General features: G+C 74.6%; 9 protein-coding genes and 1 pseudogene. 2 read left to right on the forward strand and 8 right to left on the reverse strand.

What is annotated here, in order from left to right; genetic code table 11:
* The 8 genes and pseudogenes from PYV61_RS10960 to PYV61_RS10995 form a co-directional block, all read right to left on the reverse strand.
* A pseudogene (locus PYV61_RS10960) lies at nt 1-189 on the reverse strand (hypothetical protein); the annotation flags it as partial.
* 2 nt (nt 190-191) lie between these two features.
* Nucleotides 192-572: a c-type cytochrome gene (locus PYV61_RS10965; protein WP_275831324.1), complete on the reverse strand. Its 381-nt coding sequence runs from the start codon at nt 570-572 to the stop codon at nt 192-194.
* Nucleotides 569-958 (reverse strand): hypothetical protein, encoded by a 390-nt coding sequence (locus PYV61_RS10970; protein WP_275831326.1) that lies wholly within the window; start codon nt 956-958, stop codon nt 569-571. The genes PYV61_RS10965 and PYV61_RS10970 overlap by 4 nt, the downstream gene beginning before the upstream one ends.
* Nucleotides 959-965: 7 nt before the next feature.
* Entirely contained in the window at nt 966-1,589 is a 624-nt protein-coding gene (locus PYV61_RS10975) for a hypothetical protein (protein WP_275831328.1), read from the reverse strand.
* Nucleotides 1,586-3,490, reverse strand: coding sequence for a cytochrome c oxidase subunit I (ctaD, locus tag PYV61_RS10980; protein ID WP_275831330.1), 1,905 nt, complete (start codon nt 3,488-3,490; stop codon nt 1,586-1,588). Before ctaD ends, PYV61_RS10975 begins: the two co-directional genes overlap by 4 nt.
* Nucleotides 3,487-4,515, reverse strand: a complete 1,029-nt coding sequence (gene coxB / locus PYV61_RS10985) for a cytochrome c oxidase subunit II (RefSeq protein ID WP_275831332.1) — start codon at nt 4,513-4,515, stop codon at nt 3,487-3,489. Before coxB ends, ctaD begins: the two co-directional genes overlap by 4 nt.
* A complete protein-coding gene (locus PYV61_RS10990) occupies nt 4,512-5,378 on the reverse strand; it encodes a substrate-binding domain-containing protein (protein ID WP_275831334.1) in 867 nt (288 codons plus the stop codon). Before PYV61_RS10990 ends, coxB begins: the two co-directional genes overlap by 4 nt.
* A gap of 120 nt (nt 5,379-5,498) precedes the next feature.
* Nucleotides 5,499-7,967: a hypothetical protein gene (locus PYV61_RS10995; RefSeq protein ID WP_275831336.1), complete on the reverse strand. Its 2,469-nt coding sequence runs from the start codon at nt 7,965-7,967 to the stop codon at nt 5,499-5,501.
* Between the two features lie 588 nt (nt 7,968-8,555).
* Between PYV61_RS10995 and PYV61_RS11000 the strand changes: the two genes are divergently transcribed.
* Nucleotides 8,556-11,606 (forward strand): TonB-dependent receptor, encoded by a 3,051-nt coding sequence (locus PYV61_RS11000; RefSeq protein WP_275831338.1) that lies wholly within the window; start codon nt 8,556-8,558, stop codon nt 11,604-11,606.
* A 102-nt stretch (nt 11,607-11,708) separates the two neighbouring features.
* Nucleotides 11,709-13,250, forward strand: a complete 1,542-nt coding sequence (locus PYV61_RS11005; RefSeq protein ID WP_275831340.1) for a RagB/SusD family nutrient uptake outer membrane protein — start codon at nt 11,709-11,711, stop codon at nt 13,248-13,250.
* The last annotated feature ends 216 nt before the right edge of the window (nt 13,251-13,466 follow it).

The raw sequence follows: 13,466 nt of genomic DNA on the forward strand, positions 1-13,466 counted from the left end.
GCCGCGCCCGGCGCCGGCGCGCGCCCACACGCGTCGCGTCCCGAGCCCGTACAGCGCGGCCAGCGCCGCCAGCGCCAGCGCCAGGGCGGGGGAGGGCGCCCACGACGCGAGCAGGTCGTGCGGCGCCGGAGGCGCGCCGGGGTGCAGCAGCGCGAGCGCCGCGAGCGCGGGCGGCGGGACCGGCGCCACCGTCAGCGCCCCGCGGCGTACAGGTACGCCACGATGTGCCGCGCGTCGCGCTGCGACACGTCGAGGTCGGGCATCGCCGTCAGCGAGTCGACCGCCTGCGGGTCCTGCACCCAGCGCATCAGGTGGTCGGGGGTGTTCAGCGTCACGCCGGCGACGTACGGCTGCTGCCGCAGGCGGTCGAGCGCCGGCCCCACGCCGCCGGTCGCGCCGGGGATCCCCGGGATCACGTGGCAGGAGCCGCACCCGTACTGGCGGATCAGCGCCTTCCCCGTCTCCGGGTTCCCGCCGCGCGTGAGGCGCGCGGCCGTCTCCTCGCGCGCGCGGTCGGGCGTGCACGCGCCGAGCGGCAGGAGGGCGAGCAGGAGGAGGCGGCGCGCGGTCATCGGCGGCACGGGTCGAGGATCAGCTGCGGCAGCCACATCGCGACCACGGTCAGCGCCGAGAGCGCCGAGGTCCCGACGCCGAGCACCGCCAGCACCCGCGTCCGCCCCTCGGGGCCGCCCCCGTCGCCCGGGTCCTCGCCGCGCGCCGCCGGGGGCCACTGCGAGCGCGCGGCCAGCGCCGCGGCGACGCAGAGCAGCAGCCCGGCCGCCGACGCCGCGCTCGACGGCGCCGTCGCCGCCGCGCTCCCGCACCCCCACCCCCCGATCAGCGCGTAGCGGGCGTGCAGCGCCGCCAGCAGCGCCAGCGGGCCGGCGACGACGCCGAACGTCAGCGCGACGTCGCGGCGCGACGGCCAGTCGGTGTAGACCGCGGGACGCTCGCTCATGCCGCCCTCACGGGAGCCGGGGGGCGAGGACGAGCGCCGCCGCCAGCACCGCCCACGAGATCGACAGGAAGCGCTCGTACAGCGCCGAGTCCTCGACGTCGGAGAAGTGGCGCGGCTGCGGGTGCGTGAGGAAGAAGATCGCCGTGATCGCCGCGCTCTCGAGCAGGTCGGTGACCAGCAGCGAGGTGTGCGCGACCGAGACCGCCCACACCGCCGAGCCGTACGCGTCGTCGTCCCACCGCACGTCGAGCGCGGCCAGCTCGAAGCCGCGCAGCACGACGCACACGAGCCCCCACAGCGTCCCGATCAGCATCCACCGCCGCACCCCCGCCTCGTCGAGGCGCTTGGCCGCCGCCTCGGCGCGCCCGAACGGCCACAGCTTCCCCAGCAGCAGGACGACGTTCGCGGCGAACGGGGCGACGTCGGGCGGCGCGTACGGAGCCGGCGGCCACTGCGTCGTGTTGGTGCGCAGGTAGACCAGCGCGCCCAGGCAGGCGAGCAGCGTCGACGCCTCGATGGCCATGAAGGCCACCGTCGCCCACCAGGTGAGCCCGCGGTGCCCGAACGCCGCGTCGGGGAGCACCGACACGTCGATCGTCAGCGGCTCGGCGGGGCGCGCCGGCGCGCTCACGTCGCCCGCTCCCGCTTGGGCCACCCCCACGCCAGCAGCGGCGGGAGCAGCAGCGCCGAGCCGGACACCACCGCCCACGGCGTGAACATCAGCGCGACGAAGAACACCGACACCGAGAGCGCCGTGACGAACGGCCAGATCGACGGGTCGGGGTCGCGGTGCCGGTGGTCGGGCTCCGCGTCGTACGCCGTCGTGACGAGGATCTCGCGCCGCTCGGTGGACAGCCCGACGACGACCGGCGCGTCGGGGGTGCGCGACCAGAGCGCGGCGCGCCCCTGGACCACCGGCGGCCGCTCGAAGTTGTACGGCGGCGGCGGCGACGGCGTCGCCCACTCCAGCGTGTCGGCCCCCCACGGGTCGGCGTCGGCGCGCGCGCCGCGGCGCAGCGCGTGGACGACGTTGAACGCGAACGCGGCCACGCTCAGCGCCAGCACCCACGCGCCCACGGTCGCGGTCGCGTTGAGCCCGTTCCACCCCAGCCCGTCGAGGTAGGTGTAGACCCGCCGCGGCATCCCGGCGAGGCCGAGCAGGTGCATCGGGAAGAAGGTGAGCTGCACGCCCACGAACCACAGCCAGAAGTGCGCCTTCCCCAGCCGCTCGCCGAGCATCCGGCCGGTCCACTTGGGGAACCAGTAGTAGACGGCCGCGAACAGCGGGAAGACGCCGCCGCCCAGCAGGACGTAGTGCAGGTGGGCGACCACGAAGTAGCTGTCGTGGACCTGCTGGTCGAGCGGGATCGACGCCAGCATCACCCCGGTCAGCCCGCCGACGATGAACGTGGCGAAGAAGCCGAGCACGAACAGGAACGGCACGCCGAAGCGCGGGCGCCCGGTCCAGATCGTCGCGATCCAGCAGAAGATCTGCACCGCCGTCGGGATCGTGATCAGCACGCTCGCGGCGGTGAAGAAGCTCCCCGCCTGGTGCAGCACCCCGCTTACGAACATGTGGTGCACCCACACGCCGAAGCCGAGGAACCCGGTGGCGATGGTGGCCATCACGACGGCGGGATAGCCGAACACCTGGCGCCGCGTGAACGCCGGCAGCACCGCCGACACGAACCCCGTCCCCGGCAGGAAGACGATGTAGACCTCGGGGTGGCCGAACCACCAGAACAGGTGCTGCCAGAGGATCGCGTCGCCGCCGCGGTCGACGTCGAAGAAGTGCGTGTCGACCAGCCGGTCCATCGCCAGCATCTGGCTGGCGGTGGCGATGACCGCCAGCGACGGCAGCACCATCATCGCGGTGACGAACATCGCCCACACGAAGATCGGCATCCGCGCCAGCGTCATCCCCGGCGCGCGGCACTTGAGGACCGTCACCACGATCTCGACCGCGCTGATGAGCCCCGAGATCTCCGTGAAGGTGATCATCTGCGCCCACACGTCCACCCGCTTGCCGGGGGAGTACTCCGACAGCGCGAGCGGGACGTAGCTGAACCACCCCTGGTCCGGCCCCGTGTTCAGCAGCAGCGACGCCCAGAGCAGCGTCCCGCCGGCGAGGTACGCCCAGTAGCCCAGCGCGTTGAGCCGCGGGAAGGCGACGTTGCGCGCGCCGACCATCAGCGGGACCATGTACAGCCCCACCGCCAGCATCACCGGCACGGCGAACAGGAACATCATGTTCGTCCCGTGCACCGTGAACAGCTGCGCGTACCGGTCGGGGTCCACGACCCGCCCCTCGGGCACCGCCAGCTGCGTGCGCATGACCAGCGCGTCGATCCCGCCGAGCGCGAAGAACACGAACGCGGTCACGACGTAGCGCGCCGCGATGCGCTTGTGGTCGACCGTCGTCAGCCACCCCCACAGCCCCGGCGGGTCGGCCCACGTGCGCTCCAGCCGCTCGCGCTCCGTGGGCGCGCGCGTCGCCCCCGCGTCGGCGGGCGCCTCGGCGACGGCCGTCACCGCAGCCCCTCCACGTAGGCGAGCAGCGCGCGCAGCGCCGGCGCCGGCAGGTCGTTGGGCGGCATGTACGTCCCGGGCTTGAGCGACTGCGGGTCCACGATCCAGCCGGCCAGGTGCCCGCGCGTGTTGGGGAGCGTCCCCGCGGCCAGCGACCGCCGCGACGCCACGTGCGTGAGGTCGGGCCCCGACTGCGCCGACGCCGGCGTCCCGCGCACCGCGTGGCACGCGGCGCACGGCCCGCTCAGGAACGCGCGCATCCCCTCGGCGCGCAGCGAGTCGGCCGGCGGCGCGGCGTCGGCCAGCTGCCCCGCGTACCAGGCGTCGAACGCGCGCGGCGGCATCGCCACCACGTCGATCCCCATCTTGGCGTGCTGCAGCCCGCAGTACTCCGCGCACTGGCCGCGGTAGACCCCCGGCCGGTCGGCGCGCAGCGTCAGCGTGTTGTGCCGCCCCGGGACGTGGTCGCGCTTCCCGTGCAGCGCCGGCACCCAGAACGAGTGGATCACGTCCTCCGTCTCCAGCTCCAGCACCACGGGTCGCCCGACGGGGATGCGCAGCTCGTTGGCGGTGGTCATCGACCGCCCGGGCGCGGGGTCGCGGTACTCGACGCGCCACCACCACTGCACGCCGGTCACCCGCACGTGCAGCGGCCGGTCGCCGCCGCGCCCGAGCGCCAGGAGCGCCCGCCCGGTGAACAGGTCGGCCGCCAGGAAGACGAACAGCACCACGACCGTCGCGCCGGTGGCCGCCGCCACCCAGCGCGTGGCGCGCCGCTCCGCTGCCGGCGACGGCTCGACGCGCGGCAGCGCGGGGGCGCGCCCGCGCCGCCCGGTCGCGACCGCCAGCGCGGCCATCGTGAGCGGGTACGCCGGGGCGGCCAGCGCCGGCGCCAGCCACCACAGCCGCTCGATGCGCGACGCCTGCGTCCCCGCGGGATCGAGCGCACTCTGGAAGCGGTTGAGCGAGCAGCCGGCGAGCAGCAGCGGCGCGGCCGCGAGGCCGCGCGCCCGGCGCGCGACGCTCACCGACGCCCCCCGCGCGCGCCGGGCGGGCGCGCCACCCGCGGCACCCCGTACGCGTCGAGGATCGAGTCCACGGCGGCGCGCCGGCGCGCCAGCACGGCGTTCACCGTGTCGGCGAAGGCGGCGTCGGCGCGGCGCACCCCCATCGACACGTCGAACGCCTGCGGCGTCGAGCGCGGGTCGAGCTGCGGCGTCACCGGCGTCACGGCGAGCGGCACGCGCTGCCGGCGCGCGAAGTAGCCGGCCAGCGGCCCCCACACGATCGCGACGTCGACGCGCCCGTCGGCCACCGCCTCGACCAGGCGCGCCGGCGGGTCGGGCTGCGCGTAGTCGCCGTAGACGGTGAAGCCGACGAGGTTGCGCCCCAGCCCGCGCGCCGCCAGCGCCTGCGCGGGGGGCGTGCTGGCGTAGTCGTCGCCCACCAGGTGCACGCCGACGCGCAGCGACGCCAGCGCCGGGTCGTCGAGCGAGCGCACCGGCGCGCGCGCGTCGCGCCGCTGCACGAAGACGTACGACGAGCGGTAGTACGGGCGCGTCGGCCGCACCATCTCCAGCGCCGTCGGCACGCCGGGGACGAGGTCGCACTGCCGCGCGTTCAGCGTCTCGCGGAAGAAGCCGCGCCGCTGCGCCCACCACGTGTACTCCACCCGCGCGCCCAGCTCGCGCGCCACCAGCTCCGCGAGCCGGTTCTCGAACCCCTCCTCCTTCCGGTTGGAGAAGGGGAGGTTGTTCGGGTCCGCGCACACGCGCAGCACGCGGCGCGGCGGCGCCGCCCACGCGGCGAGCAGCGCCAGCAGCGGCAGCACGAGGAGCAGGTCGCGCGCGCGGAGCGCGGGCCCGCGGGCCGTCTCGACGGGAGGGCGCACGGAGGGCGCGAGGAGTTGGTGTCCGTGCGCGCCCACCCCGACCGCCCCGCCGTCCCGCGCGCCCGAGACGCCGCCGTGCAGCGCAGGGGGCGTACCAGCGAGCCGCGCCGTCGCTGCGGTCTACCGCAGCAGGCCGCGGAGCGCGTAGCGCACCGCCAGGTCGGTCGTGCTCCAGAGCTGGACGTCGGCGCCCGAGCCGTAGCGCACCGGCGTCAGCCGCCCGCCCGGGAAGTCGTAGCTCCACAGCTCGCTGTGGAAGCCCGACGCCTCGACCGCGCGCTCGACCGCCGCCGCGGCGTCGAGCAGCTCGCGCACGTACGCGCGCGAGGCCGCGTCGCGCGGCGACGGCCCGCCGGCCAGCCGCACGTGGTGCGCGACGCCCAGCAGGAACAGGTTCACCTCGCGCCCCCACACCGCGCGCGGGCTGTGGTAGAGGTCCTCGAACATCGCCCACACCGGCGGCGGCGCGTACGCGTCGTTGGCCACCACCGGGCCGACGCCCCCCACCAGCAGCCCGACGGGGTAGGCGCGCGCGAACAGGCGCACGTCGCGCAGCACCGCCGCCCGCGCCGCCGGGTCGGGGGCGCCGCGCCGCAGCAGCGACTCGCCGAGGAAGAGCCGCGTCGACGGGTCGGAGTTGGCGACGCCGATCGGGCGCCCCTGCTCGTCGAGCGACAGCGCGAGGAACTCGAGCGGCGCGCGGTCGGCGCCGGGGCGCGCGTGCACGCCGCGCCAGTGCGCGCGCTCGGCCTCGGGCATCGCCACCAGCCGCGCGGCGACGCGCGCCCGCACCGTGTCGGCCGGCAGCGACACCAGGAAGTGGCGCGACGCCCCCCACCACGTCTCGGCGGCGGCGCGCAGCGCCCCCGGGTCGCGCGCCCAGTCGCCGAGCGGCGTGCCGGCCGCGAGGGCGGGGGAGGCGCGCAGCAGCGAGTCGCGCGCGAAGCCGAGCCGCCCCATCGCGTCGAGGATCGTCGCCACCGCCTCCAGCGCGTGCGGCGCCCAGATCGCGTTGACGTCCATCGCGTAGCGCCCGTTGGCGTACCCGACGCCGCTGTCGCGCCAGCTGAGCGCCCCCCAGCGCGTGGCGTCGCGCCGCGCGAAGCCGACGAGGTTCGCGGGCTCGGGGCGCGCGGCGTAGGGCGCGGTCATGCGCGCCACCAGCGCCAGCTCGCGCAGCAGGCGGGCGGCGCGCGACCCGCCACCGTCGGCGCTGTCGGCCAGGAACGCGCGGCGGCGCGCCGCCGGGATCGTCGAGTCGGCGAGCCAGCGCGCCGCCAGCACCGGCAGCTGCAGCTCGTCGTCGATCATGTGGTAGTTCTCGCGCACCCGGCGGTGGTCGCGCAGCACCGCGGCGGCGCGGGCGAGCAGCGAGTCGCTCCGCGCGCTCCCGGCCGCGCCGGCGCCGAGCGCGCTGTCCACCAGCGCGGCGTACTCGGCGGCCGCCTCGCGCACCGCCTGGCCGCCGAGCGCCTCCTCGTGGCTCACCTCCCCGTCGGGGGAGAGCTTGCGCAGCACGCTGGCGATGACCGCCGCCGGCACCGCCTCCTTCCAGATCGGGCGCATCATGAGCGCCGAGACGAGCTGGTCGCGCCCGAAGTAGGTGGCGTAGGTCGGGAGCCCCGCCATCAGCTTGTCGCGCGAGGCCAGCGCCTCGACGCCGCGCATCTGCCGCTCGGTGCGCCGCGCGCGCAGCCGCGCCGCCTCCCCCGGCAGCCGCGCCTGCTGGGCGGCGAAGGCGGTGAACGCCGGGGTGAAGATCTCGGCCCGCGTGAGCGGCGTCAGCGCGGCGCCGGTGGTCGTGACGCGGAGGGTGAGGGGGACGGTGCGTCCGTCGCGCGCGCGCAGCGCCACCGCCGCCCCCTGCCGCGACGCCTCGACGCGGGCGGGGTCGGTCACGACCTCCAGCATCAGCGAGTCGCGCCCGTCGAGGGTGCGCCGCACGACGCGGGCGACCCACCGCGCCCCCTCCGGCCCCGCCGTGACCACGGGCTCGACGCGCTGCCGCAGCGCCGCCACGTCGGCCACGCCCAGCGGGGCGAGGTGGGCGCGGCGCGTCCCGGCCGGCAGCCGGTCGAGGGCGGCGAACAGGCGCTCCTCCTCCTCCAGCCGGAAGGGCGGGTCGGTGAACGGGGCGCGGTGCTTCTTCCAGTACTGGAAGTCGCGCTCGACGCGCATCGAGCCGAGGAGGAACCAGCCGAGGCGGAGCTCGGGGAGGTCGGCGGCGACGCGGTACTCGACCGAGCGGGCGGCGCCGGCGCGGGTGACGGTGGCCGTGGCCCCGTCCCAGCGGAGGGCGGCCGGCCGGTCCCCGGCGTCGCGCGCCGAGAGCCCCAGGCTCTCGTTCTCGGCGTCGGCCCACAGGTGGACGACCCGCCCCTCGCGGCCGTCGAGGTAGACCTGGAGGGTGTTGCCGGCCGCGTCCTGCCAGAGGCGGGTGCGGTAGCCGCGGTAGGCGGCGGTGTCGTCGAGCCCCGGCTCGGGGAACGTCAGGAGCGGCGCGCGCGTCTGGCGCTGGGCGCCGGCGGGGGCCGCCGGGCTCGCGAGGAGCGCGAGGGCGGGGAGGAGGGCGAGGAGCGGACGGCGCATGCGGCGGGCGGTGGCGTCGCGGATTCCGTACACGACCTTGACAATCGTGGCGCGCGGGAGAATATCTGGCCGCGCGCGGACTGGCCATGGAGCCAGGGCGCTGCCCCGCCGTGCGACCGCGCGCCCGAACCCCGTTCGGCGTGACGGCGCGGGCGGCGGCGGGGTCCACGTCGGGGAGTGGTAGGTCCCGCACTACAGCACAGGGAGTGATGCAAGCCGCGCGGCCCTGGAGGGCAGGGAGCGCGGCCGATGGTGCAGCGGGGCGGCCTCGCCCGCTTTTGTTCGGCGCTTTTGTACGGCAGTCGCACGAGGAGTCGCACGCGCAGTCGCACGCAGGGCCGACGGACGACGGGTGGGGTGGAGACGTACGGTAGCCGGTCGCCCGCGAGGGGGGCCGTCCTCCATGCCGCCAGGCGCGCCGCTCGGGAGTAGCGCCCGACGCGTCCCCCCGGACGCGTCCCGCCGGATCGACGGCTGGCCGGCCGTCTGCCGGCCCCTCGCGTCCCCCGACCGCCGGGGCGCGCGGGGAGTCCAGACTCCACCGCCTCCCTGGAGGACAGACGTATGGCAGCAGTGGCTCGTGGCTTCGTGCCCGTGCTCGTCGGCGGTCTCGTGTGGGCCGGCGCGCTCGGCGCACAGGCCTCGACGGGGACGATCACCGGCCGGGTCGTCGACTCGACCGCGCAGCAGCCGCTCTCGAACGTGACGGTCTCCGTCGTCGGGACGCAGCTCGGCGCGCTGTCGCGGAACGACGGCGGCTTCACCCTGGCGAACGTCCCCGCCGGCGCCCAGCGCGTCCGGGTCGCGCGCATCGGCTACGCCTCCAAGGAGGTGCCGGTCACCGTCAACCCCGGGGCGACGGCGACGATCACCGTCAACCTCTCCTCGGTCGCCACCGCGCTGACCGAGGTGGTGGTCGTCGGCTACGGCACGCAGCGCCGCGAGGCGGTGACCGGGTCGGTCGCGACCGTGCAGGCCGAGCAGGCGAACGTCGGCGTGATCCAGAACGCCAACCAGCTCCTGACGGCCCGCGTGGCGGGCGTCAACATCACCGCCAACAACGGCGAGCCGGGCGGCGGCGCGCAGATCCGCGTCCGCGGCGGCACCTCGATCACCGCCAGCAACGAGCCGCTCTACGTCATCGACGGCGTGCCGCTGCAGAACGACAACGCGGTGGCCAGCGGGCTGGCGATCGGCAACTCGGCGTCGCTCTCGCGCAGCCCGCTGAACTCGCTCAACCCGAACGACATCCAGTCGATCACCGTCCTCAAGGACGCGTCGGCGACGGCGATCTACGGCAGCCGCGGCGCCAACGGCGTGGTGCTCATCGAGACCAAGCGCGGGCAGGCCGGCGCGTCGCAGGTCGAGTACGAGACGTACTTCGGCGCCGCCACGGCGGCCCGCACGCTCGACTTCCTGAACGGCAACGAGTACCGGAACTTCGTCGAGCAGCAGATCTCGAGCGGCGCGCTCCCGGCGACGGCCCGCTCCAGCCTCGGCTCGGCGAACACCGACTGGGAGGACGAGGTCACGCGCGTCGGCTACACGCAGAACCACAACCTGTCGTTCTCCGGCGGGTCGCAGACGACGCAGTACCGCGCGGCGCTGAACTACTTCGACCAGCAGGGCGTGGTCATCGCCAACGGGCTGGCGCGCTACCAGGGGCGCATCAACGCCACGACGCAGGCGTTCCAGGGCAAGCTGCAGACGGGCGTCAACCTCACGGCGTCGCGCGTCAACAACAAGTACCTGCCCTTCGACAACACGGCCGGCTTCGACGGCGGCGTGTTCACGAACGTCGCGGTGTTCAACCCGACGCAGCCGGTGTTCGCGCAGGGCGGCACGTACTACGAGGTGGGCACGGGCGCGCAGTCGGTGCGCAACCCGGTGGCGCTGGCGCGCCAGATCACCGACGTCGCCCCCGAGAACCGCGTCCTCGGCAACATCAACGCGTCGTACGCGCTGCTCCCGAGCCTGACGGCACGCACGACGGTCGGCATCGACTACTCGAACTCGGTCCGCCAGACGTACTTCCCGCTGGCGAGCCCCGTGGGCGCGTCGACGGGCGGGCGCGCGCGCCAGGCCGAGCGGTCGCTGCAGAACGTGAACTTCCAGGGGCTGCTGACCTACGCGCCGCAGTTCAGCGACAACAGCGACCTCGAGGTGCTCGGCGGCTACGAGTTCTCCGAGTTCGACAACCGCGGCTTCGAGGCCGAGGCGCGCGGGTTCCGCACCGACGCCTTCCGGTTCGACAACCTGGGCGCCGGCACGCAGGCCAGCTCGCCGCCGCCGACGTCGTACATCGAGGAGAGCCGGCTGGTCTCGTTCTTCGGCCGCGCGAACTACGGCTTCCGCAACAAGTACTTCCTCACCGGCGTGCTGCGCTACGACGGGTCGTCGCGCCTCGCCGAGGGGAACAAGTGGTCGCTCTTCCCCGCCGTCTCGGCGTCGTGGCGCCTGAGCGAGGAGGAGTTCCTGAAGGACGGGCCGTTCTCGACGCTGTCGCTCCGCGCCGGCTTCGGCCGCCAGGGGAACCAGGCGGTGCGCCCGTACGGCACGCAGCTGCTCTTCCGCTCCAACAACGACGCGCGCTACCCGTTCGGGAGCGTCCTGATCAACGGCTTCGCGGCGACGCAGGTCGCGAACCCGGACCTCAAGTGGGAGACGTCGGAGCAGCTGAACATCGGCCTCGACTACGGCTTCTCGAACAACCGGTTCACGGGCGTCCTCGACTTCTACCAGAAGGACACCAAGGACCTGCTGCTCGACGTGCCGGTGGCGCAGCCCGCCGTCGTCGCCAACCGCGTCGAGAACATCGGCAAGGTGCGCAACCGCGGCGTCGAGCTGAGCCTCGACGCGAACATCCTCGAGGGCGCCGCGCGCACGCTGACGTCGGGGCTCGTGTTCAACGTGAACCGCAACGAGGTCGTCGAGCTGGGCCTCGGCCGCGAGTTCCTGGCCAACATCGGCACGGTCAGCGGGCAGGGGCAGTCGGGGCGGTTCGCCCAGCGCCTCATCCCCGGGCAGCCGATCGGCACCTTCTGGGGCCCGCGCTTCGTCGGCTTCAACGCGCAGAACAAGCAGGTCTTCGCCTGCAGCCGCAGCGGGTCGGACTGCGTGAACGGCCAGACGACGGCGCCGACGGGCGACGACGAGGCGATCATCGGGGACGCGAACCCCGACTTCAGCCTCGGCTTCCGCAGCAACCTGACCTGGAACAAGTTCGACGCGAGCTGGCTGTGGCGCGGCGAGTTCGGCGCCGACGTGTTCAACAACACGGCGCTGGTCTACTCGACGACGGCCAACGCGGCGCAGGGGCGCAACTTCCTGGCGTCGGCGCTCGAGCAGCAGGACGCCTTCCTGGAGCCGGCGATCTACTCCTCGCGCTGGATCGAGAACGGGTCGTTCGTGCGCCTGCAGAACGTGACGCTCGGCTACCGGCTGAACGTCGCCGGGCGCGACGCCCGCCTGTACGTGTCGGGCGACAACCTCCTCCTGTTCACGGGCTACGACGGCTACGACCCGGAGGTGTTCGTGCGCGCCGGCGACGGCGTGACGGGCTCGGCCTCGCGCGGCATCGACTACCTGGCGTACCCGCGCGCCCGGACCTTCACGGCCGGCGCCCGCATTCAGTTCTGACGAGGCGGGATCGGCGGGGCGCCCGCGCGGCGCCCCCCGGTCCGCCCCGACCGACCCGTCCCGCCCTCGGAACCCGCATTACCGGAGCTTATGCCGACCTCCATGCCGCAGTCCCTCCGCCGGCGCGCCCTGGGCGCGCTGCTGTTCGCGGGGAGCCTCGGGGCCGTGCAGGGGTGCACGGACCTGACCGAGACCCCGCGCGACGCGCTCACCCCGCAGAACGCCTTCAAGACGGACGAGGAGATCCTCGCCGGCTCGGCCTCGGTGTACGCGCAGCTGCGCCGCACCCAGTGGGCGTACTACAACCTGAGCGAGATCACGACGGACGAGCAGATCGTCCCCACCCGCGGCTCCGACTGGTTCGACAACGGCCGCTGGATCGAGATCTACCGCCACACGTGGGGCGCCAACTCCGGCTCGGCGCTCGACGACATGAACGGCCTCTGGAACGACATGTTCTCGGGCGTCGCCAAGGCGAACCTGATGATCAGCGTCGTCGAGACCAGCACCAGCCCGACCAAGGACCAGAACCTCGCCGAGCTGCGCACGCTGCGCGCGTGGTTCTACTACGTCCTGATGGACATGTTCGGCGGCGTGCCGCTCGTGACCTCGACCGAGGTCGAGGCGCGCCCGCGCGTGTCGCGCGACTCGCTCTTCCGCTTCATCGAGAACGAGCTCAACGCCGCGCGCACGGTGCTGCCGGAGCGCGCCTCGGCGTACGGCCGCGTCAACCGCCACGTCGCCAACGCGATCCTGGCGAACATGTACCTCAACGCCCGCGTCTTCCAGGGCACGGTGACGGCCGCCGGGCTGCAGCCGGCCGCCCAGCGCTGGCAGAACGCGATCGACGCCGCCGACCGCGTCATCAACTCGGGCGTCTACTCGCTGAACTCCGACTACCGCGCGAACTTCACGGCGTCGAACTCCAGCTCCCCGGAGCTGATCTTCGTCATCAACAACTCGGAGTCGCCGGGGCTCGGGAACTCGTTCCCGCAGCGGTCGCTGCACTACAACCAGCACGGCGTCGGCGGCGGCCCGTGGAACGGCTTCGCGACCATCGCCGAGACCTACCGGTCGTACAACGCGGCCGACGTGCGCCGCGGCGTGTGGCTCGCCGGCCCGCAGGTCAGCTTCGCCACCGGCCAGCCGACCACCGACCGCGCGGGCGCCCCGCTCGTCTTCACCGAGACGATCGGCGACATCACGCGCGCCGGCGAGGGCGAGGGGCCGCGCCTCAACAAGTTCTCCCCGTTCCTCCAGGCGCCGGACGGCGACTCGCACCCGCACGACTTCCCGTACTTCCGCCTGGCCGAGATGTACATGATCAAGGCGGAGGCGCTGAACGAGCTCGGGCGGACGGCGGAGGCGATCACGATCCTCAACCAGATCCGCGCCCGCGCCTTCGAGCCGGACCAGCCGCTGGCGGCGAGCCTCACGCAGGCGCAGACGCGCGACGCCATCCTGCGCGAGCGCCTCTACGAGTTCGCCGGCGAGGCGAAGCGGCGCCAGGACATGATCCGCCTCGGCGGCTTCACGGCGGCGCGCCAGTTCAAGAACGCCTCGGAGGCGTACCGGGTCCTCTTCCCGATCCCGGCCACCCAGATCCAGAACAACCCGCAGCTCGTGCAGAACGCGGGGTACTGAGCCCGGGCGACCGCCGCACGACCCGTCATCGCCTGCCCCCCCGTGCCGGGGGGCAGGCGGTGGTGTATATGTGAGTCTCCCCCCGCAGCACCGCCGTCCCCTGCCGCCGCCCCGCCCCGCCCGCCGCGCCCCCCCCCTGGCGGCCCTCCTCGCGCTCGGCGCCGTCCCGGCCGGCCGCCGCGGCGCCGGCGGCGGGCCGCCCGGCGGCGACGCGAC

Source organism: Roseisolibacter sp. H3M3-2 (assembly GCF_029211165.1).
GTDB lineage: Bacteria > Gemmatimonadota > Gemmatimonadetes > Gemmatimonadales > Gemmatimonadaceae > Roseisolibacter.

What these genes read in the sequence shown, in the direction of transcription:
- PYV61_RS10965 (WP_275831324.1), bottom strand. Translation starts at nt 572, where the DNA reads ATGACCGCGCGCCGCCTCCTCCTGCTCGCCCTCCTGCCGCTCGGCGCG.
- PYV61_RS10970 (WP_275831326.1), bottom strand. Translation starts at nt 958, where the DNA reads ATGAGCGAGCGTCCCGCGGTCTACACCGACTGGCCGTCGCGCCGCGAC.
- PYV61_RS10995 (WP_275831336.1), bottom strand. Translation starts at nt 7,967, where the DNA reads ATGCGCCGTCCGCTCCTCGCCCTCCTCCCCGCCCTCGCGCTCCTCGCG.
- PYV61_RS11005 (WP_275831340.1), top strand. Translation starts at nt 11,709, where the DNA reads ATGCCGCAGTCCCTCCGCCGGCGCGCCCTGGGCGCGCTGCTGTTCGCG.